This is a genomic window from Micromonospora arida (assembly GCF_003857035.1).
Classification (GTDB): Bacteria; Actinomycetota; Actinomycetes; order Mycobacteriales; family Micromonosporaceae; genus Micromonospora; species Micromonospora arida.
Genome location: NZ_QGSY01000180.1, coordinates 1 through 19,488, shown reverse-complemented (window position 1 = coordinate 19,488; position 19,488 = coordinate 1). Strand labels below are relative to the sequence as shown.

23 protein-coding genes are annotated in these 19,488 nt (G+C 71.9%); 9 read left to right on the top strand and 14 right to left on the bottom strand.

Annotated features, from left to right (window positions below; translation table 11 throughout):
* From DLJ58_RS16390 to DLJ58_RS16370, 5 genes are all read right to left on the bottom strand, one after another.
* On the bottom strand, nt 1-813 hold an 813-nt coding region (locus tag DLJ58_RS16390; protein WP_148097993.1), incomplete at its 3' end, for a serine/threonine-protein kinase.
* A 98-nt stretch (nt 814-911) separates the two neighbouring features.
* Nucleotides 912-1,115 carry a hypothetical protein gene (locus DLJ58_RS16385; RefSeq protein ID WP_167493710.1) on the bottom strand — a complete coding sequence of 68 codons (204 nt, stop codon included), beginning with the start codon at nt 1,113-1,115 and terminating at the stop codon, nt 912-914.
* Between the two features lie 2 nt (nt 1,116-1,117).
* Nucleotides 1,118-2,182, bottom strand: a complete 1,065-nt coding sequence (locus DLJ58_RS16380) for a LacI family DNA-binding transcriptional regulator (RefSeq protein WP_124857361.1) — start codon at nt 2,180-2,182, stop codon at nt 1,118-1,120.
* A gap of 178 nt (nt 2,183-2,360) precedes the next feature.
* Complete coding sequence (locus DLJ58_RS16375; protein ID WP_386996615.1) at nt 2,361-3,242, bottom strand: helix-turn-helix domain-containing protein; 882 nt, start codon at nt 3,240-3,242, stop codon at nt 2,361-2,363.
* Between the two features lie 148 nt (nt 3,243-3,390).
* On the bottom strand, nt 3,391-3,630 hold the full coding sequence (locus tag DLJ58_RS16370) for a DUF397 domain-containing protein (protein ID WP_091406718.1): 240 nt from the start codon (nt 3,628-3,630) through the stop codon (nt 3,391-3,393).
* 264 nt (nt 3,631-3,894) lie between these two features.
* On the opposite strand from DLJ58_RS16370, the gene DLJ58_RS16365 reads away from it, so the two are divergent.
* Nucleotides 3,895-4,545, top strand: a complete 651-nt coding sequence (locus tag DLJ58_RS16365) for a GGDEF domain-containing protein (protein ID WP_124857357.1) — start codon at nt 3,895-3,897, stop codon at nt 4,543-4,545.
* Between the two features lie 4 nt (nt 4,546-4,549).
* Here DLJ58_RS16365 and rox read toward each other — a convergent pair whose 3' ends face one another.
* Nucleotides 4,550-5,977, bottom strand: a complete 1,428-nt coding sequence (rox, locus tag DLJ58_RS16360; RefSeq protein ID WP_124857355.1) for a rifampin monooxygenase — start codon at nt 5,975-5,977, stop codon at nt 4,550-4,552.
* A 162-nt stretch (nt 5,978-6,139) separates the two neighbouring features.
* Nucleotides 6,140-7,165, bottom strand: coding sequence for a phosphotransferase enzyme family protein (locus tag DLJ58_RS16355; protein WP_124857353.1), 1,026 nt, complete (start codon nt 7,163-7,165; stop codon nt 6,140-6,142).
* 125 nt (nt 7,166-7,290) lie between these two features.
* On the opposite strand from DLJ58_RS16355, the gene DLJ58_RS16350 reads away from it, so the two are divergent.
* On the top strand, nt 7,291-7,935 hold the full coding sequence (locus DLJ58_RS16350; RefSeq protein ID WP_124857351.1) for a flavodoxin family protein: 645 nt from the start codon (nt 7,291-7,293) through the stop codon (nt 7,933-7,935).
* Nucleotides 7,936-7,995: 60 nt separating this feature from the next.
* Here DLJ58_RS16350 and DLJ58_RS16345 read toward each other — a convergent pair whose 3' ends face one another.
* The gene (locus tag DLJ58_RS16345) at nt 7,996-8,487 is read right to left on the bottom strand and encodes a type II toxin-antitoxin system PemK/MazF family toxin (protein WP_030336385.1); all 492 of its coding nucleotides are present in this window, start codon (nt 8,485-8,487) and stop codon (nt 7,996-7,998) included.
* A 50-nt stretch (nt 8,488-8,537) separates the two neighbouring features.
* Here DLJ58_RS16345 and DLJ58_RS16340 point away from each other — a divergent pair, with 50 nt between their 5' ends.
* The 3 genes from DLJ58_RS16340 (at nt 8,538) to DLJ58_RS16330 (ending at nt 10,709) form a co-directional block, all read left to right on the top strand.
* Nucleotides 8,538-9,053 (top strand): NUDIX hydrolase, encoded by a 516-nt coding sequence (locus DLJ58_RS16340; RefSeq protein WP_124857349.1) that lies wholly within the window; start codon nt 8,538-8,540, stop codon nt 9,051-9,053.
* Nucleotides 9,054-9,079: 26 nt separating this feature from the next.
* Entirely contained in the window at nt 9,080-10,318 is a 1,239-nt protein-coding gene (locus DLJ58_RS16335) for a hypothetical protein (RefSeq protein WP_124857347.1), read from the top strand.
* Nucleotides 10,319-10,496: 178 nt separating this feature from the next.
* Complete coding sequence (locus tag DLJ58_RS16330; RefSeq protein ID WP_124857345.1) at nt 10,497-10,709, top strand: hypothetical protein; 213 nt, start codon at nt 10,497-10,499, stop codon at nt 10,707-10,709.
* A 155-nt stretch (nt 10,710-10,864) separates the two neighbouring features.
* Here the strand turns inward: DLJ58_RS16330 and DLJ58_RS33850 are convergent, their stop codons facing one another.
* The 6 genes from DLJ58_RS33850 to DLJ58_RS16305 form a co-directional block, all read right to left on the bottom strand.
* A complete protein-coding gene (locus tag DLJ58_RS33850) occupies nt 10,865-11,005 on the bottom strand; it encodes a hypothetical protein (protein ID WP_158629599.1) in 141 nt (46 codons plus the stop codon).
* Between the two features lie 113 nt (nt 11,006-11,118).
* Nucleotides 11,119-11,640 (bottom strand): DUF2267 domain-containing protein, encoded by a 522-nt coding sequence (locus tag DLJ58_RS16325; protein WP_158629598.1) that lies wholly within the window; start codon nt 11,638-11,640, stop codon nt 11,119-11,121.
* Nucleotides 11,641-11,680: 40 nt separating this feature from the next.
* Nucleotides 11,681-12,079: an NUDIX hydrolase gene (locus DLJ58_RS16320; protein ID WP_124857341.1), complete on the bottom strand. Its 399-nt coding sequence runs from the start codon at nt 12,077-12,079 to the stop codon at nt 11,681-11,683.
* A 52-nt stretch (nt 12,080-12,131) separates the two neighbouring features.
* Nucleotides 12,132-13,418, bottom strand: a complete 1,287-nt coding sequence (locus tag DLJ58_RS16315) for an MGH1-like glycoside hydrolase domain-containing protein (RefSeq protein ID WP_124857365.1) — start codon at nt 13,416-13,418, stop codon at nt 12,132-12,134.
* Between the two features lie 116 nt (nt 13,419-13,534).
* Complete coding sequence (locus DLJ58_RS16310) at nt 13,535-14,356, bottom strand: sugar phosphate isomerase/epimerase family protein (protein ID WP_124857339.1); 822 nt, start codon at nt 14,354-14,356, stop codon at nt 13,535-13,537.
* Nucleotides 14,353-15,393 (bottom strand): zinc-dependent alcohol dehydrogenase, encoded by a 1,041-nt coding sequence (locus DLJ58_RS16305; protein ID WP_124857337.1) that lies wholly within the window; start codon nt 15,391-15,393, stop codon nt 14,353-14,355. The genes DLJ58_RS16310 and DLJ58_RS16305 overlap by 4 nt, the downstream gene beginning before the upstream one ends.
* Nucleotides 15,394-15,509: 116 nt before the next feature.
* On the opposite strand from DLJ58_RS16305, the gene DLJ58_RS16300 reads away from it, so the two are divergent.
* Genes DLJ58_RS16300 through DLJ58_RS16285 form a run of 4 tightly spaced genes read left to right on the top strand, consistent with a single transcriptional unit; the run spans nt 15,510 to nt 19,383 of the window.
* Nucleotides 15,510-16,904 (top strand): ABC transporter substrate-binding protein, encoded by a 1,395-nt coding sequence (locus DLJ58_RS16300; protein WP_124857335.1) that lies wholly within the window; start codon nt 15,510-15,512, stop codon nt 16,902-16,904.
* A complete protein-coding gene (locus tag DLJ58_RS16295; protein WP_124857333.1) occupies nt 16,901-17,857 on the top strand; it encodes a carbohydrate ABC transporter permease in 957 nt (318 codons plus the stop codon). The genes DLJ58_RS16300 and DLJ58_RS16295 overlap by 4 nt, the downstream gene beginning before the upstream one ends.
* Nucleotides 17,857-18,723, top strand: coding sequence for a carbohydrate ABC transporter permease (locus DLJ58_RS16290; RefSeq protein ID WP_124857331.1), 867 nt, complete (start codon nt 17,857-17,859; stop codon nt 18,721-18,723). The genes DLJ58_RS16295 and DLJ58_RS16290 overlap by 1 nt, the downstream gene beginning before the upstream one ends.
* 54 nt (nt 18,724-18,777) lie before the next feature.
* Complete coding sequence (locus DLJ58_RS16285) at nt 18,778-19,383, top strand: class I SAM-dependent methyltransferase (protein WP_112589720.1); 606 nt, start codon at nt 18,778-18,780, stop codon at nt 19,381-19,383.
* The last annotated feature ends 105 nt before the right edge of the window (nt 19,384-19,488 follow it).

The following is a 19,488-nucleotide window of genomic DNA, read 5'->3' as shown; positions in this document are numbered from 1 at the left end:
GCCGAAGCGGCGGGCCAGATGCGCGGCGCTCGGCCGGTCGGCCGGGTTGGCGGCTAGGCAGGCGACGGTCAGCTCGGCGATGTCGGCAGGAAGGCCGGGCACCCGCAGCGGCGACACCGGGGTGCCCCGCCGGTGCACGTCCAGCGCGTCCTCCCAGCTCTGCACGGGCAGTGGCGCCCGCCCGGTGAGGGTGCGGTAGAGCAGTGCGCCGAGGGCGTACACGTCGCTCGCCGGGTCGGGCGGGCCGGCGGTGAGCCGTTCCGGGGCGAAGTAGGCGGGGGTGCCCATCAGCGGTTCGCCGGACTGGCTGTCGAGGCCGCCGAGCGCGGCGATGCCGAAGTCGAGCACCTTGGCGCCGGTGTCGGTGAGCATGACGTTGCCGGGCTTGACGTCGCGGTGCACGACGCCGATGCGGTGCGCGGCGGCCAGCGCGGCGGCGATCTGCCCGGCCACCCGGACCGCCTCCGGCCAGGGCAGCGGCCCGGTCCGCAGCCGGTCGGCCAGGTTGTGACCGTCGACGAGCTCCATCACCAGGTACGGGACCACGACGCCGCCGGCCAGGGTCGCTTCGGCGTAGTCGTACACCTGGGTCACGTGTGGGTGGGTCAGCCGGGCGGCCGCGCGGGCCTCGCGTTGGATGGTGGCCCGCAGTTGCGGGTCGGTGGCGAACTGCCCGGCGAGCACCTTGATCGCGACCGGCCGCCCGAGCACCTCGTCGTCGCCTCGCCACACCTCGGACATGCCACCGAGACCGATCCGCTCGTGCAGTACGTAGCGGTCGTGGAGGCGGAGAGTGGGCGTGAGCGGCGACATGGCTTCACCAGTCTGCCTGGCAATGCCGCCCACGACCACTCTGCGTGCCCGGCCCCACACTGTTCGTCCCGTGCGTGCCGGAATGGGATTGGTGCGGCTCAGGAGCAGCGCGGGGTGCTGGGCAGCGGTCGCGGCTGGATGCGGTCGGCGAGCCGGCGCAGGGCGAGGGCGGTGGCCTGCCGGGTCGGGGCGAGCAGGGCCCGACGGGGGCGCTCGACCTGGACCGGAGCGTCCGGCCGGGCCGAGTTGACGTGCCGGTTCATGGCGTCGAGCGCGGTGATGTATCCGGTGGGCAGTTCCATGGTCAACTCCTCGGGACAGGTCCGGTGGAGTTCCGGACGACGAGTGCGGTGGGCAGCAACACGTGACCGGCCGCGGCGTCCGCGGGCGGGTCGAGCAGCAGTTCGGCGGCGATCCGGCCTTTTTCCTCGGCCGGTTGCCGGACGGTGGTGAGGCCGGCCGCGGCGGCCTCGGGGACGTCGTCGAAGCCGGTCACCGAGATCGGGGGACGATCATGGGCGGGCCGTGCGGCCAGGGCGTCCAGCACACCGAGCGCGAGGACGTCGGAGCCGGCCAGTACAGCGGTCGGCGGCGCGGGTTGGTCGAACAGCCCGGCGCTGGCTGCGGCTGCCGCCGTGCGGCTGTTGCCGGGGACGTTGACCACTGTCAGCTCGGCCCAGCCGACGCCGACCTCGGCGAAGGCGTCGGCGAACCCGCGGAGCCGATCTCGGGTGGTCGGATGCGGCACCTGGTCGACCCCGGCCAGGGTGAGCGGGCCGGCCGGCGCGTCGGGCAGCACGGAGTCGGCGATCAGCGCCACCCGACGGTGCCCGAGCCCAGCGATGTGCGCGGCGGCGCTGCGTGCGGCGGCCCGCTCGTCGATGCCGACGAACCGTTCGTCGGCGCCGGCGTCGTCGCGGGCGGCCGTGCTGACGAACGGCAGCCCGCGTTGGCGGATCACGTCCAACGCCCACTCCTCGTCGGCGACGCAGTAGACGCAGAACCCGTCGACGGCGGCGTTCTCCACCGCCCGTCGGGCGTCGGTCACCGCCGGAGGCAGTGGCACCAGCAGCATGCTGGTGCCGTGCCGCTCGGCCGCCGCGCCGACACCGGCGAGGAAGCGGACCGCGAACGGGTCGGTGAAGGCGTACGACAGTTGCGAGGTGAACAGCACCCCGATCGACCCGACGAAACCTCGGCGTAGGGAGCGCGCGGTGGGGTTGGGGCCGGGGTACCCGAGTTGCCGGGCGGCGTCCAGGATCCGCTCACGCAGGATGGCGGAGAGCTGGTCCGGGCGGCTGTAGGCGTTGGAAACGGTGCTGCGCGAGACGCCGACGGCGTCGGCCACGGCTTGCAGTGTTGGCTTCACCGGCACCCCTCTGTATCGATCCAGTCTGTATCGATACAGAGACTAGCCCGGCCGGTCGGCGTTGGTCAATACGTGGGCTGAGAGTTTCCCGCCGGAGCCGCAGCGGTCAGGGCAGGCGGGCTGACGCCGGTCCACTGTCCACGGTCGTCGACCAGGCCAGGGCCGTCGCGGTCGGGAGTCAGGCCGGGTAGAGGTCGTCCAGCAGGCCGCCGAGGATCTCCGCCGTACGCTCGGGCGGCTCGGCCTCGACGCAGAGCCGCTCCATGGCCACCGCGTAGTAATCCAGATCGTCGCGCTTGTCCAGGTAGATGGCGCTGGTGAGCTGTTCGATGTAGACGATGTCCGGAAGCTCCTGGTCGCCGAAGCGCAGGATGGTGAAGGCGCCCCCGGCGGCGGCATGGCCACCGGCGGCGAACGGGATGACCTGCAACCGGATGTGGGGCGACTTGGTCGCCTGGATGAGCGCGGTGAGCTGACCCCGCATGACCTCGGCGCCGCCGATGGGCCGGCGCAGCGCCGCCTCGTCCACCACGGCCCAGAGCTGCGGCGGGTTCTGCCGCTGGAGCAACTGCTGACGCTGCATCCGCAGCGCGACACGCCTGTCGATCTCGGCCGGACCGGCCGCGCCGTGCCCGAGAAGCACGACCGCCCGGGCGTACTCCCGGGTTTGCAGGAGGCCGGGCACGAACTGCACCTCGTAGGTGCGGATCAGCGCGGCGGCGGCCTCCAGGCCCAGGTACGACTGGAACCAGGACGGCAACACGTCGCCGTAGCGGTGCCACCAGCCGGGGCTGTTCGCGTCACGCGCGAGCTTGAGCAGCGCGTCGCGTTCGTGGTCCTCGGTGACGCCGTAGAGGGTCAACAGGTCGGCGACGTCACGCTCCTTGAAGCCGACCCGACCCAGCTCCATCCGACTGATCTTGGATTCGGAGGAGCGGATCTCCCAGCCGGCGCCCTCCCGGGTCACCCCGCTGGACTCCCGGAGGCGGCGCAGTTGGGCACCGAGCAGCATGCGCAGCACGGTCGGCCCGGTTGTCGGGCCACCCTCGGCGGGAACCATCGTCACGTGCGGACCTCCGGACACCGACCCACGACGGCCGGGCGCCCCGGCCCGGCCGACGTGTAAGCATGCCATGGACCGACAGTGAGGTGAACTCCTCCGCGCCGGTGAATCAGTCCCGTCACCGGGACGACCCACCCCCGGACGGTCAGTTGATCAGGTGGTCGAAATCTCCGTCCCGCGCACCGAGAACGAAGGCGGCGATCTCATCGACCGTGTAGATCAGCGCCGGCCCTTCCGGGTGTCGTGAGTTGCGGACCGCGATGCCCGCTCCCTCGGGCAGTTCGGCCAGTTCGACGCAGTTGCCGCTGGGGTTGCTGCGACGACTCTTCTGCCAGCTCAGCGGAGGCAACTGGTGGATCGGTACGCCATTGGGTGGCTGCTGCATGGGGGCGTCTTTCTGTTACGAGCCCGCCGGTGGCCGTGGGAGGAGCGGTGACGGCGAGGGGGTGCGGTATCGACATTGGACGGTTCTGCACGTGCATCTGCTATTGCATCTGCATCCGACGGCGAGCATGATAACGCACATGATCGGTGCCCATCCGTTCACTTTGAGTTACCCCCACACGGGCAACGATCAGGCAAAACTGGGCCCGACGCGGCGCGCCGCGTCAACCGAAGGCTGGAGGCGGTCGCGGCGATGGGAGGGTTCGTGCCGGATCCGATGAGTGTCGCCTCCGGCGTCTGCGCGGCGGGCGCGCTGCTCTCCTCCTGGCAGTTGCGCCGACGGGCGGTGCGCGCCGAGGCCGAGATCGGTCACCTCCAAGCCGAACTGGCCGCCGAACGGCACGCCGCCAGTCACGACCCGCTCACCGGGCTGCCCAATCGGCGCGCCTTCTACCGCCTGGCAGCCGCCCTGCTCACCGACGCCGCCGGCCAGCCGCTGATCGCCGTGGTGCTCGATCTCGACGACTTCAAGCAGATCAACGACCGGTACGGGCACGCCGCCGGCGACCAGGTGCTGATCAGTGTGGCCGAACGGCTCGCCGGCTTCGCCGGGGACAACCTCGTGGCCCGCCTCGGCGGTGACGAGTTCGCCGGGCTGCTCTCCAGCCCCACCGTCGACCGGCGCTGGATCGAGCATTCGACCCGCCGGCTCAGCGAGACCGTCGCCGCGCCGATCCGGTTGAGCGGGTGCAGCGTCCGGGTCACCGCCTCCGTCGGGCTCGCCCCGGTGACCGGCCCGGCCCAGCTCACCGACGCGCTCAGCCGCGCCGACGCGGCCATGTACCAGGCGAAGAGCCTCGGTGGCACCCGATCGCCCCGCCAACTGGTCGACAGCGCGTTCCTCGGCGAGCGCTGACCGTTCAGGTGACCGGCGCGCCGAACCACCTGGGCAGCTGACTGAGCAGGTCGCTCTGATCGTCGCCGACCCACGCCACGTGACCGTCCGGCCGTAACAGCACGGCGGGCACCTCCAACTCCTCGCTGACGTCGACGACGTGGTCGACCCGCTCCGCCCACCCGGCGACCGAGAGCCGGCCGGTCTGGTCGAGCAGGAGGCCGCGGCCGCCGTGCATCAACTCGTAGAGGCGCCCCCGCTTCAGCCGTACGTCACGCATGTGGCGCCCGAGCATGTCGTGGCCCGCGCCGAAGTCGTAGCGCACCCCGATCGCGGTGATCTTCTCGATCAGGTACCGGTTGACGTCCTCGAAGTCCAACAGCTCCGACAACAGTTGGCGCACGGACCGCGGCCCCGGCTCGGGTGAGAGCAGCAACATCTGCGCCCGGGTGTTGGTCAGCACGTCCGCGGCCACCGGATGCCGTTCGCTGTGGTAGCTGTCCAGCAGCCCGTCCGGCGCCCAGCCGTTGAGCTCGGCGGCCAGTTTCCAGCCGAGGTTGAACGCGTCCTGGATGCCGAGGTTGAGCCCCTGCCCACCGGTCGGCGGGTGTATGTGCGCCGCGTCGCCGGCCAGCAGCACCCGGCCGACCCGGTAACGCTCGGCCAGCCGGGTGGCGTCACCGAAGCGGGAGAGCCAGCGCGGTGAGTGGACACCGAAGTCGGTGCCGGCGTACGCCCGCAGTTGTCGCTTGAACTCCTCGATGGTCGGCGGGACCGAGCGATCCTCGACCACCCCCTCGGCGGGAACCAGGACGCGGTAGATCCCGTCGCCGAGGGGCCCGAGACCGAACCGCAGGTGCGTCCTGCGGACCTCGGTCACCACCTCGGCCACCGTCTCCGGCGGCACGCCCACCTCCATCTCGCCCAGCAGCGTCTCGACGCTGCTGGGCTCGCCGGGAAAGCCGACACCGAGCAGCCCGCGTACGGTGCTGCGACCGCCGTCGCAGCCGACGAGGTAGCGCGTACGCACCTGCGTGCCATCGGCCAACCGCACGGTCACCCCGTGGTCGTCCTGGCTCAGCCCGACGAGTTCGCTGCCGCGCCGGATCTCGACGCCGACCTCGCTGGCGTGCTCGCTCAGGAGACGGTCGGTGGTGGTCTGCGGAATGCCGAGGACGTACGGATGGGCGGTGTCCAGCCCGCTCGGCGACGGCTTGGGAATGGCGGCGAAGAAGCCCCCGACCGGGTGCTGCTGTCCGAGGGCGAGGAACCGCTCCAGCAGACCTCGCTGGTCCATCACCTCGATGCTGCGTGCGTGCAGGCCGAGCGCACGGACGTACGGGGTCGGCTTGGTTTCCCTTTCCACCACGAGCACGTGCGCCCCGTGCAGCCGCAACTCGCTGGCCAGCATCAGGCCGGTCGGCCCGCCGCCAGCAATGATCACGTCGATCATGAAATCCCCCGATTTTCCCAGTTATGGGCTCAGGGTGGTGATTCTGCGGCACACCCCGGGTCTTGCCGCAAGGCCCGGGGTGCGATATATGTTGGAGGTGGCAAGGAGCGCATGTGCTCCTTGCCTTTGTTGTGTCCCAGTGCGGACGGCCCTGGTTTCCGGTCAACGTCGCCGGTCAAGGTCGCGCAGGGCAGCGTCGGCGAGGGTGATCAGACCCACCGGCGACACCAGCCCCCGCACGATCCGCGCCGCCCGATCCCGCTCGGCCACGGCGGCGTCCGGGTCCAGCGCCTGGCAGGTCCAGTCGCTGAGGTCGTCGAGCGCCCGGACCGCGAGGAACCAGGCCAGGCGGGCCGGGTCGATGTCGGCCGGGCCGTAGCCGGCGAGAACGGCCTTCTGCTGACGGGCGCTGATCGGCGCGAACGCGAGCACCCCGCCCAGGACGAACATCAGGTCACACTCGGGCGGCGCGAGCACCGCGTCGTCCCAGTCGATCAACCAGACCTGCCCGTCCGCGCCGAGCAGCAGATTGCCCAGGTGCGGGTCGCCGTGACAAACGACGTTCGCGCCGGGTCGGTCGCGCTGGTCGACGGCGAGGCGTTCGACGTCGCGGGTCAGTGTGGCCACCGGGTCGGCCACCGCGGACCACACGTACGCCATCTCCACGGCCAGCGGCCCGGCGGGGTCGTCCGCCGGGCCCGGGTCGCGCAGCCGCTCGGCCACCGCGCGGGTCCTGGCCACGATCGAGGGGTACGCGGCACCGCCCGCCGGTAGCAGCCGGCTCAGCTCGTCGGTCACCGGCACCGCGTGCACGGCGGCCAGCACCTCGCCGTACGCGCGCCAGTGCGCGTCGGTCATCGGACCGTCGAGCGCCCGTTGGTCGGAGACCCACGGCACCACCGAGAGGCGGCGGCCGTCGTGGTCGATCGACAGCCGCCCGTCGTCGGCCCGCAGCGGCGCGACGATGCCCGGCACACCCTGCCCGGCCAGGTACGCCGTCACCACCAGGCCGGCCGGGGTGCCACCACCGCTCAGCTTGACCGCGTACCGACCGCCGTCGGCGGTCTGCGCGAGCCACAGTCGGGCGCGCTGGTCCGCGCCGGAGGTGACGAGCTCCATCGTGGACAGTTGCAGGCCGAAGCCCGTCCGCACCTGTCCGGCCACCTGCCGTGCGTCGTCCTGCACCATGCGGACACCCTGCCAGCGCTCCGTCCACCGACCCAGCGGTTTTGCCGGCCTCCGGGGTGTTCTGAGACGTCTTATCCGGGTATGGCAAGCCAGTACTCGAATCACGACCGCCGAGAGGACCCGACGTGGCGACCATCCGCGCCCTCGTACTCAACTGCACCCTCAAGCCGTCACCTGCGCCGTCGAGCGCCGAGCAGCTCGGTCGGGAAGTGCTCGCCGAGTTGGCCGGGCAGGGGGTGGAGGGCGAACTGATCCGGGTCGTCGATCACGACGTGCGTTTCGGGGTGTCCACCGACGAGGGCGACGGCGACGGCTGGCCGGCGATCCGCGCCAAGCTGATGGCAGCCCAGGTGCTGATCATCGCCACGCCGATCTGGCTCGGCCAGCCCTCCAGCGTCTGCAAGATGGTCCTCGAACGCCTCGACGCCGAGCTCTCCGAGACCGACGCCGAGGGTCGGCTCCGCACCTACGGCAAGGTCGCCGGTGTTGCCGTGGTCGGCAACGAGGACGGCGCCCACCACACCATCGGCGAGGTGCAGCAGGCCCTCAACGAGGTCGGGTTCACCATCGCCGCCGCCGCCGCGACCTACTGGGTCGGCGAAGCACTGCACACAGTGGACTACCGCGACGCCGGCCCCAAGCTCGACACCACCGGCCGCACCACGAAGGCCCTGGCGCTCAACACCGCACACCTGGCCCGGCTCCTCGCCGACCAGCCGTACCCGCCGCCGGACGCGAAGGGTGCCGCGGTCGGCCCGAGCCGCGAGTGAACCTGACCGCCGGGCCCGTCACGTTCAGGCTGGCCCACTGCTGATGCCGCCCGGCGTCGGTCAGCGCCAGCCGTAGCCGGCGCGCAACGCCTGCCCGACCCGGTCGAACCGGGGCCGATCCAACACGGCACCCTCCCGGCGGATGCTGTCCTCGCGCATGGTGAGCACCCGGTCCAGCCGGACCCAGCTCGGCCGGTTGTCCCGGTCCCACTCCCCCGGCCCGAGCGCGAACCAGTGCCGCTGCCCGTCCCGCTCGCTCTGGCTGGACAGCATCAACCCGAACAGGGTCCGGCTGTGCCGCCCGACGACCAGCACCGGCCGGTCCTTGCCCTGGCGGGGGTCGTCCTCGTACGGCACCCACGTCCAGACGATCTCGCCCGGGTCGGCCTGACCGTCGCGCTCCGGAGCGTAGGTCAACTCCCGACGCTGCAAGGCGCTCACCTGACGGCGGCGGGCCACCTGCGCGGGCGCCGGCCCGGTGCGCCGGGGCGACGGGATCACCGCACCGACCCGAGAGATACGTGCCGCGACATTCCTCAACAGACCAGCCACGGCGGGCAGCCTACCCGCCGCAGAAGCGGGCGGTACGACAGACTGGCCCGATGAACGAGCTGCCCCGCGACCTGCCGATCCTGGAGCGACGCGCGGTGCGGGTGGTGGTCACCGACGGCACCGACCGGGTGCTGCTGTTCCACACCCACGACCCGGACCATGCCCGGCTGGGCACCTGGTGGGAGCTGCCGGGCGGTGGCATGGATCCCGGTGAGACCTATCGCGACACGGCGGTGCGGGAGCTGCGGGAAGAGACCGGCATCGTGATCACCGCCGACCAGGTGGGCGCGCCGGTGTGGCGGCGGCGGGCGAGCTTCCTGCACCGCCAGGTGCGGCACGTCCAGGACGAGGTCGTCGTCGCCGTACGGCTGGCCGGCCCCGGCCCGGACGTGGACGAGGCGCACCGGCTCGACTACGAGCGGGAGGACTACTTCGGCTTCCGCTGGTGGCCGTTGCCCGAGGTGGTGGCCAGTCGGGAACGGTTCTACCCCGGTCAGCTCCCCCGGCTGATCACCCCCTTTCTCGCTGGCACGGAGATCGACGAGCCGTTCGAACTGTGGTCGTGAGCCGGGTCGGCGGGCAGAGTGTGGGAATGAGGAGCAATCTGCACGGCCCGTTGTCCGCGTACGCCGCGCGACTGCACGCGACGGTCGGCGACAGGCACCACGTCGCCTCCCCGCTCGGTGCCTGGCTGCTGCTCGCGGTCACCGCCACGACGGCCGACCCTGATCCGGCCGAAGCGGACGAAGCCGCCGCGAAGCTGGCGCAGGCGCTGGGCACCGACCTGCCGAGCGCGGCCGAGGTGGCCCGAACACTGTTGGACGCGCCGCACCCGCTGGTCGGGTCCGCCACCGCGCTCTGGCACACAGCGGGGCAGGGCGACGGCGGGTCGGCGGCGTGGCGGGCCGCGCTGCCCCGCACGACCGAGGTCGGCGCACTGCCCGATCAGGCCGGGTTGGACGCGTGGGCGCGCGAGCACACCCTCGGCCTGATCGAGACGTTTCCCCTGCGGGTCGGGCCGGACGTGGTGCTGGCCCTGGCCAGCGCGTTGGCCACCCGGGTGTCCTGGGCGACCCCGTTCGACGTCGCCGACGCACGCGCGCTCGGCGCTGGCAGCCCCTGGGCCGGTCGACTGCGGCAAGCACTGCGCAGCCCGAGCGAGGGCCACCGCTGCGCCATCGTGTCCACCGCGCAAGCCGGTGACGTGATCGTGCACGCCGCGCCCGCCCAGACGACCGACGGCGCGGGGCTGGTCGTCCTCTCGGTGGCCGCCGCGCCGCAGGTGCCACCGGCCGAGGTGCTGGCCGTTGCGTACGACCTGAGCGCCGGGGCGGCCGACGGCGCCCCACCGGCGGGCGGCCGCTCGCTGTTCGACCTGCCGCTCGGCGAGACTCCGCTCTGGACGCTGACCGAGGAGCGGGTGCACACCTGGGCCCGCGACGGCCGCGAAGAGCGGCACAACGCTGTCCTCCCCTGCTGGTCCGCTCGGAACGACCACGACCTGACCGCCCCGGCACTCGGTTTCCTCGCCGCGGTGACCACGCTCGCGACGGCGCTGGCGCTGCCGGTGGAGGACTTCAAGGCACGGCAGACGGCGGTGGCCCGCTTCGACAGGTACGGCTTCGAGGCGGCGGCCGTGACCGGCATGGCCGGAATTACCAGCATGCCGCCGGAGGGTGTGGCCCGCACCGCCGAGCTGCGCTTCGGCCACCCGTACGCGGTGGTGGCCGTCGCCACCGACACCGGGGCCGACGGCGTCACCGGCCCCTGGCACGGGGTGCCGGTCTTCTCCGCCTGGGTCGCCGAGCCCGAGGAGGTGCCCGAGGCATGAGTCACCTCGCGGAGGAGCAGGTCGCCGGGGTGCTCCAGCGGTGGATCGGCACGGACACCCCGAAGCTGCTGGGCGAGGGCATGGAGGGCGCGGTCTACGAGGTAGACGACTCGCGGGTGGCGAAGATCTGGTTCGCCGGTTCGGTCGAGTCGTCCCGCCGGGCGCCGCGATCTTCGACATGTACGGGCCGGAGGCGGCGCAGGCCGAACGCGACCTCCTCGACCGGATCGAGGCACGGTTGGGCTACGACCGCGTGGCGCTGCTCGTCTACCGGGCCGCCTACTCGTTGATCACGGCAAACGCCTATGACCCGACGGGTCAGGACGGCCACTGCGCCTGGTGCGTGGCAGCCCTCAACCGGGCCGACGTCACCAAGGCACTCCTGGGCTGACCCCGCCGGGCCGGATCAGAACCCGCCGTCGCGCGGCAGTCGCGCCACCATCTCCCGGAATTCCCGTGCCGTCAGCCGAGCCCAGGGAGCTGCCGGTGGCCGACGCCGACGGGCGATTCAGGCCGAGGAGTCGTAGCCCGATCAACCCTGTGGCCTCATTGGTCGGCGAGCAGGGCGGCAGTCGGCAACCGCCGGATCAGGATCGCCGGGACCAACGCGGCGAGCACGGTGAGCAGCAGCGCCGCCCCGGTCACGGCCAGCGCCAGCATCGCCAGCCGACCATCAGCGGAGAACACTGCGAGGCTCCGGCCTGGTGTGTTCCGCAACTGCGATCGGACCATCCGCAACGTCGCCCAGCCCGGTATCGCTCGCATGAGGAGACGAAAGTATCGGACAGAGCGTCAATCCCTCAACCCGCTCTGTCGGCCGGCGGTGTGGGCGCGGCCCCACCTCCGCCATCGTGCGGCAGTCGCGCCACCATCTCCTGGAATTCCCGTACGGTCATCGCCGTCCGCAACGTGGCAAAGACGGCGCCGGTTCCGGCCCGGGCGGTGGCCGGGTCGACCCCGGCACGCTGTTCCACCCGACGAAGGAACTCCGTCGGGCCGGCCTCCATCGGGGTCGCGCCGGCACCGCCGACCTCCAGGCCCACCCCGCTGGTCAAGCCATCGGCGCCGGCATGCGGCCCGAGGGCCGCGGCCGCATCGGGGGCTGGGAGGGCCGTCCCGGCCGCATCCGGGGCCGGGCCGGTCAGGTAGCCGTCGACCTCGTTCGGAAGGTGCGCGACGAGGTCGCCGGGCGCGCCGCCGGTCACCCGTTCGGCCAACGTCTGGAGCACGGCGCGGGCGAGCACGCCGGCCTCCTCGGCCGGCAGGCCGGACCGTTGGGACACCGCGTCGATGAAGTACGGGAACCCGTCGCCGTCGGTCACGCTCGGCCGGTTACCCCTGGCCGGCCGCGACAAACGGCCGCTAGGCCAGCAGACCCTCGGCCAGCAGGTGGTCGAAGATGATCTGGTCGACCGGTGAGGTGCGCTGTCGGTCCGCGTACCCGAGCCAGGCCATCTCGGCGATCTCGCTGGCCGGCCGCAGCTGTCCTCGATAGCCGGCCCGGTAGCAGGTCATCCGCACGGTGATGCCGGTCGTGTGGCCGTGCGCCTGAGCGGTGAAGGTGCCCAGGTGCACGGCACCGGGCACGTCGACCTCGACGCTCAACTCCTCGTCGATCTCCCGACGCAGGGTCTCCAGGTCGGTTTCGCCCGGCTCGCGCTTTCCGCCCGGCAGGTACCAGACGTCCTTGCCCACCGACCGGGTGCTCAGCACCCGACCGTCCTCGACGAGGATCCAGGCCACCTTGTCGATCTCGCGCACGATGCTCCTTACGGCCGCCGGGACCGGGCACGCTACCACCCGGCGGCCCGGCTCAGTCGGCGAGCAGGTCGAGCAGCAGCGCGGCGGTCCAGCTGAACGCCGGTGAGCCCAGCCCGGCGCCGGTGTCCGGGTGGAAGTACTCGTGGCAGCCGGCCCCGGCGACCAGACCGATCATCGAGCGGCGCAGCCCGGCGGCCAGCTCCGGGTGCCCGTGCCCGAGCAGCCCACGCCGGACCAGCCAGCCGATGTTGAGCCAGCTCGGCCCGCGCCAGTAACGCAGCGCCTCGAAGTCGGGTGCGGTGCGGTCGTAGGTGGGCAGCGGCCGATCCATGAGACGGGCCACCCCGAAGCGCGCCGACCGAGCCTCGACGACCAGCGCGTCGGCGTGCCGGGTCGGCAGGTCGGGCAGGATCAGGGGGGTCAGCCCGAGCACGGTACGGGCGCTCACCAGGCGGTCGGTGCGCAGGTCACGGGGCTGGAACGTGCCCGTGTCCGGGTCGTACAACCGGCGCAGGAGAGCTTCGGTGATGCGGGCCGCGCGGGCCCGGTGCGGCCCGGGGTCGTCGCCGACGAGCGCGGCGATCTCGGCGAGGGCGTGTTCGGCGGCCCCGAACGCCGCGTTGAACAGCGGGCACTCCACCAGGAACGGGTGCCCGGCAGCCAGGTCGCGGTCGGAGTAGCCGTGGTCGCGGTAGGCGGCGACGATCGCCAGATAACGCGCGTAGTCCAGGTCCGTGGGGCGGTGCGCGGCGTCGGCGTGCGTGGTGTCGTGCCGACGGTACGCCCGCATCACGGCCGCCTCGGCCGGCACCGCCGCCATCGGCTCGTCCCACGCCGGGCTGTTGTCCAACCCGGACTCCCACGGGTGCACGATGCAGACCAGCCCGTCACCGGCCACGTCCCGCCGGTCGGCCAGGTAGCGCTGTTGGGCGACCAGCGCGGGGTAGAGCCCGCGCAGCGCGGCCAGGGCGGTGGGGTCGGGCGCCCGCCGGTACGCCAGCAACGCGGCGAGCGCGTGCACCGGCGGCTGGACCAGGCCGGAGGTGGCCACCGTCGGCGCGCCCGGCACGTCGGCCGAACGCCACATCTCCGGCCCCGGGAAGTACGCGCCGACCCGCAGCGCCGGGTTGAACACGATGTGCGGCACCCGTCCGTCGGCCCACTGCGCCCGGAACAGGGTGGTCAGCTCCCGCCAGGCGCGGTCGGGACGGACCTGGGCCAACCCGATCGCGATGAACGCGGAGTCCCAGCTCCACTGGTGCGGGTAGAGCGTGCGCGAGGGCACCGTGTGGTCGTGCTCCCAGTTGGCGTCGAGCGTGTCGACCGCGAGTCGACCCAGCCCGGCCGCGTCGGCCGGGCCACCCGTGCCGGCGGCGTCGGCGCGCGTCGCTCCGACGTCCCCGACCCCGTCGACACCGGCGGTCGCGTCGACGCTTGTCGGCCCGGCGTCGGCGGTCACGCGGCGGCCCGCCGGGGCAGCGCGTGTCGCAGCACCGTGGCGGCCTGTTGCAGGGCGCGGACCGGGTCGCCGCGGAGCCGACACTCCAGAGCCAGCCATCCCCGGTAGTCCAGCTCCAGCAGGGTACGCACCAGCGCCGGCCAGTCCAGGTGCCCGGCGCCGGGCTGGTACCGGTTGGAATCGCTGACCTGTACGTGCCCGAGGTACGGCGCGGCGGCGCGCAGCGCGCGGTGCACGTCGTCCTCCTCGATGTTCATGTGGAACGTGTCGGCGACCACCCGGACCGACGGCAACCCGAGCGCGGCGCAGAGCGCCACCGCCTCGTCGAGACGGTTGACCATGTGGTCCTCGTACCGGTTGAGGGGTTCCAGGAAGAGGGCGACCCCCTCGGCCCGGGCGTGTTCGCCCAGCTCACCGAGGGCGTCGAGGAGCACCTGCCGGTCGCCGTCCGGGGCCCGGGGCGGCTCGAACGGCGGCAGTCGTCGGGAGAACATCCCCCAGGCGGCCGGGGTCATCACCCCGACGCCGCCCAGCTCGGCGATCACCGAGAGTTGGGAGCGCAGGTTACGGACGGCGTCGGCGGACCGGGCGGGGTCGAAGTCACCGATGAAGTGGTCCATCTCGACGCAGACGGTGGGCATCACCACCCCGGCGGCGCGGGCCCGGCGCAGCTCCGGCAGCCGGCGGGCGAAGGCCAGGTCGCCGCGGCCGCGTAGCTCGATGCCCTGGTAGCCGAGGGCGGCCGCGAGGGCGTACTTCTGGATGAGGTTGGTGCCCGGCAGGAGTTGTTCCTGACAGGCCAGCGCGATGGTGGTCATGAGAACCTCAGCACGACTTGGAGGACGTCACCGGCGCCGCGGTCGAGCAGCGCGAGGGCGTCGGCGACCGCGCTGGCGTCGACGATGTGGCTGACCAGTGGCAGCGGGTCGACGCTGCGGTCGGCCACCAGGTCCATGAAGGTCTGCGCGACCCGGTCTCCGGTCCACCGGCCGGCCATGCTCGGCGCGGGGGTGGGCCCGGAGACCTGGGCGGCCACCAACTGGATGCGGTTGTGGTGGAACTCCTCGCCGAGGCCGAGCGCGTCGGCCTGGCCCTGGTAGAAGCCGGCGGCCACGACCCGTCCGGCGTGGGTGGTGGAGCGGATCGCCTCGTGCAGCGCCGGGTACGCGCCGGACAGCTCCAGGCAGACGTCGGCCCCCCGGCCGTCGGTGGCCTGGCGCAGCACGGCGGCGGCGGAGGTGACAGTGGCATCCACAGTCGAGTGTGCGCCGTACCGGGCGGCGTGCTCCAGCCGGTCGGGTACCGGGTCGACGGCCACCACCCGGGCCCCGGAGAGCACGGCGAGCCGGGTGGCGAGCAGCCCGATGACGCCCTGACCGAAGACGCCTACCCAGTCGCCGAGGTGCAGGTCACCAGCGAGCACGGCGGTCAGCGCGATGGCGCCGGGGCGGGCGAAGACCGCGGCGAGCGGATCCAGCCCGGCGGGGAGCGCGCGGACCGCGTCGGCGGCGAGCACGGCCTCGGCCCGGTGCCCCCAGATGCCCCAGACGAGCTGGCCCGGGTGCCGGTCGGTGACGTCCGGCGCGACCTCGATGACCTCACCGACCTCTTCGTAGCCGAAGCCGATCAACGGGTAGGGCACCGGGGTCTGTCGGGGGACGAACATTCGGGCGGCATCGTCCCAGTCCTTGCTGAGCCGGGGATTGCTGCCCCGGTAGAGGGTCAGCTCGGTGCCTGCGGAGATGCCCGAGTAGCAGGTGCGGACTCGGACCTGGCCGGAGCCGAGCGGATCCGGCGGGCAGGGCTCGAGGCTGATGCGTCGAGGCCCGGCGAGAGAGACCACCCAGTTGCCCATGTGTCACATCCCGGTAGCACTGGGCTCCAGGATAGACACAAAATCGCAATATGTCTTGTTATTGATCAATCGAAGGTGTTGAATCCGGCATGTACCCTTCGAGAGGAGTGTCACCGATGTCAGCACCTCCGAGGCGGATACTCGCCACCACCCTGATCATGGCACTAGCAGCGTCCACCCTGCTGGCCTGCGGCGACGACGAACCAGACAGCAACAGCAAAAAGATCACCGTCTGGAGCCTGGAAGACGTGGCCGACCGGGTCACCGCCACCAAGGCGATCATCGCCGACTTCACCGCCAAGACCGGGATCCAGGTCGATCTCGTGACCGTCAACGAGGACCAGTTCCCCTCCCTGATCGCCGCCAACGCCGCCGCCGGCGACCTGCCCGACGTGGTCGGGTCGGTCTCCCTCGCCGGCATCCGTACGCTCGCCGGCAACGAGCTGCTGCACACCTCGGCGAACGCGGAGGTCGTCGACAAGCTGGGCAAGCAGACGTTCTCCCCCCGAGCACTCGAGCTCACCTCAGACGACGGCAAACAGCTCTCCGTGCCCAGCGACGGCTGGGGGCAGCTGCTCGTCTACCGCAAGGACCTGTTCGCCGCGGCCGGTCTGCCCGCCCCCGACACGTACGAGCGGATCACCGCCGCCGCGGCCCGACTGAACACCGGCGGCGTCGCCGGCATCACCGCGGCGACCGCCCCCAGCGACGTGTTCACCCAGCAGACCTTCGAGCACCTGGCGTTGGCCAACGGCTGCCAGCTCACCGACGACTCGGGGAAGGTGACACTGGATTCGCCCCAGTGCGTCGAGGCGTTCCGCTTCTACGGTGACCTGATCCGCACCAGCTCGGTGAAGGGCGCGCAGGACGTGGACACCACCCGGGCCACCTACTTCGCGGGCAAGGCGGCGATGGTGATCTGGTCACCGTTCATCCTCGACGAGCTGGCGGGGCTGCGCAACGACGCCAAGCCGACCTGCCCCCAGTGCCAGGCGGACCCGGCGTTCCTCGCGAAGAACAGCGGGTTCGTCACCGCGATCAAGGGCCCGAACGGCACCGAACCGGCCCAGTACGGCGAGATCAGCTCGTGGGCGGTTCTCGACGGCGCGGCGGCCGACCCGGCGAAGTCCTTCGTGGAGTACATGCTCGGTGACGGCTACCCGCGCTGGTTCGGCATGTCCCCCGAGGGCCGCTTCCCGGTGCGCAAGGGCACCCCCGCCGAGCCGGAGGCGTACCTGACCGCCTGGAACACCAGCCAGGCGGGCGTGGACGCGAAGAAGCCCCTCACCGACGTGTACGGCGACGAGGTGCTGGCCACGCTGCGCCGCAGCCCGGACACCTTCGGGCGCTGGGGCCTCAGCCAGGGGCAGGGCAAACTCGTCGGCGCCATGCTCGGCGAGTTGCCGGTGCCCAAGGCGCTGGGCGACCTCGTCTCCGGCAAATCCGACGCGGCAGCCACCGCCAACCGCGCCACGAAGGACGTGGACGCCATCAAGGCGGGCGTCAATTGACCACCACCGCGCCGGGCCCCGGCCGCTCCCCCACCAGGGAGCGGCCGGCGCCACCCCGGCGCCGACCGTTGACCCTGCGCCGCCGCGAGTCCCGGGCCGGGCTCGCGCTGGTCGCACCGACCCTGCTCGTCACCATCGCGGTCATCGGCATCCCGATCGTGTGGACCCTGGTGCTCGCCTTCCAGCGGGTCCGGCTGGCCACGCTGCGCAAGACCGGCCTGTTCGGCGAGTTCACCATGGACAACATCGACCGGGTGCTGCACACCCCCGGCTTCGCCGAGACGCTGTGGGTCACGCTGATCTACAGCATCGGCGGCACCGTCGGGTCGATCCTGCTCGGCCTGGTGGCCGCACTGGTCGTCCGCCGGCCGTTCCGGGGTCGCACCCTGGTCCGGGCGTCCATGCTGCTGCCGTACGTGGCGCCGGTGGTCGCCGTGACGTTCGTCTGGCAGGTGATGCTCGACCCGCAACTCGGCATCGTCAACGCGTGGGGCCAACGCCTGCTCGGCTGGGACGCCCCGGTGCCGTTCCTCACCCAGGAGTCGACAGCGCTGGCCACGGTGATCGTCTTCGAGGCGTGGCGGTACTTCCCGTTCGCGTTCCTGTTCCTGCTGGCCCGGCTCCAGGCGGTGCCCGGAGAGTTGGAGGAGGCCGCCCGGGTCGACGGCGCCACCCCCACCCAGCGGTTCCGGCACATCCTGCTACCGCAACTGCTGCCGGTGATCGCCCTGCTGGGTGTGCTGCGCTTCATCATGACGTTCAACAAGTTCGACGACGTCTACCTGCTCACCGGTGGTGCGGCCGGCACCGAGGTGGTCAGCGTGCGGGTGTACGAGTTCCTCACCGCCCGTACCGACATCGGGGCCGCGGCCGCGCAGGCGGTCGTGCTGGCGGTGGTGCTCATCGTGTTCGTGTTGATCTATCTGCGCTTCTTCGGACGGAGGGTGAGCTGATGGACCGGGACGTGGTCGAGACGGTGAGCCTGCGTTGGCTGCGCCGCCTGGTGATCGCCGGGTTCCTGGCGATCACGGTCTTCCCCTTCTACTACATGCTGGTGCTCTCGGTGCGCCCCATCGAGCGGCTGCTGCTCGACCCCGGAGCGCTGGTGGTCGGTTTCGGTGAGCTGACCGTGGCCACGTACGCCGAAGTGCTCAAGGCCACCGACGACGGCGGCCAGGGTTTCCTCACCTTCATCCGCAACAGCGGACTGGTCGCCGTCGCGGCGACCGTGCTCACTCTCCTGGTCGCGATCCCCGGTGCGTACGCGGTGGCCCGGCTGCGGTTCTTCGGCCGGCGACAGGTGGACTTCCTGTTCCTGGCGGTCTACCTGTTCCCGTCGATCGTCATCGCGATCCCACTGTTCGTGGTCTTCACCCGGGCCGGGCTGCGCGGCTCGCTGTTCGGTCTGGTGCTGGTCTACATCTCGCAGACGTTGCCGGTGTCGGTCTACATGCTGAAGAACTACTTCGAGACCATCCCGGTCAGTCTGGAGGAGTCCGCGGCCATCGACGGCGCCGGCCGGCTCGGCATCATCCGCCGTGTCAGCCTGCCCCTGGCGATGCCGTCGATCATGGCGGTCGCGCTCTACGACTTCATGATCGCCTGGAACGAGTTCCTCTTCGCCCTGCTGTTCCTGGTCGACAAACCCAACCGGTGGACGGTGTCACTCGGGTTGTCGCTGCTCGCCGACGGGGTGGAGGTCCCCAAGACCGTGCTGATGGCCGGGTCGGTCGTGCTCACCCTGCCCATCGTGATCCTCTTCTTCGCCAGCGAACGGCTGCTCACCGAGGGGCTGACCAGCGGCGCGGAGAAGGGATGATCGTCTCGTCCGGGTCACCCGCCAGGCCCCCACCGGCCCGGATACGGTGGCCTCATGGCCAACCCGACCCGCTGGGCGACCGACACCGGTCCTGAGCACTCACAGTGGTATATCGACCGGTTCCGCAAGCTCGCGGCCGAGGGCGCGGACCTGGCCGGCGAGGCCCGACTGGTGGACGCCCTCGTCGCGCCCGGCTCGCGCATTCTCGACGCCGGCAGCGGCACCGGCCGCGTCGGTGCCGCGCTGGCGGAGCGGGGGCACACGGTGGTCGGGGTGGACGCCGACCCCGCGCTGGTGGATGCCGCCCGCGCCGACTATCCCGGCCCGACGTGGCTGGTCGCCGACCTCGCCGAGCTGGATCTACCGGCGCTGGGTGAGGCGGAGCCGTTCGACGCGGCGGTGCTGGCCGGCAACGTGCTCGCCTTCGTCGCCGTCGGCACCGAACCGGAGGTGCTGCGCCGGGTGGCCGCGCACCTGCGACCCGACGGCGTGCTGACCGTGGGGTTCGGCACGGAGCGCGGCTACCCGCTGACCGCGTTCGACGCCGACGCGGTGGCCGCCGGGCTGCGCGTGGAGCAACGCTTCGCCACCTGGGACCTGCGCCCGTGGCGCGACGACGCCCCGTTCGCGGTCACCGTCCTGCGCCGCCCGGCCGACTAGGCACCGTCCGCCGCGCGTTGCCGCGCGTTGCCGCGCGTCGCTTCCCGGTGATCAAGAGGTTTGCGTCAGCATCGTGCGAACTTCTGACGCAAACCTCTTGATCAC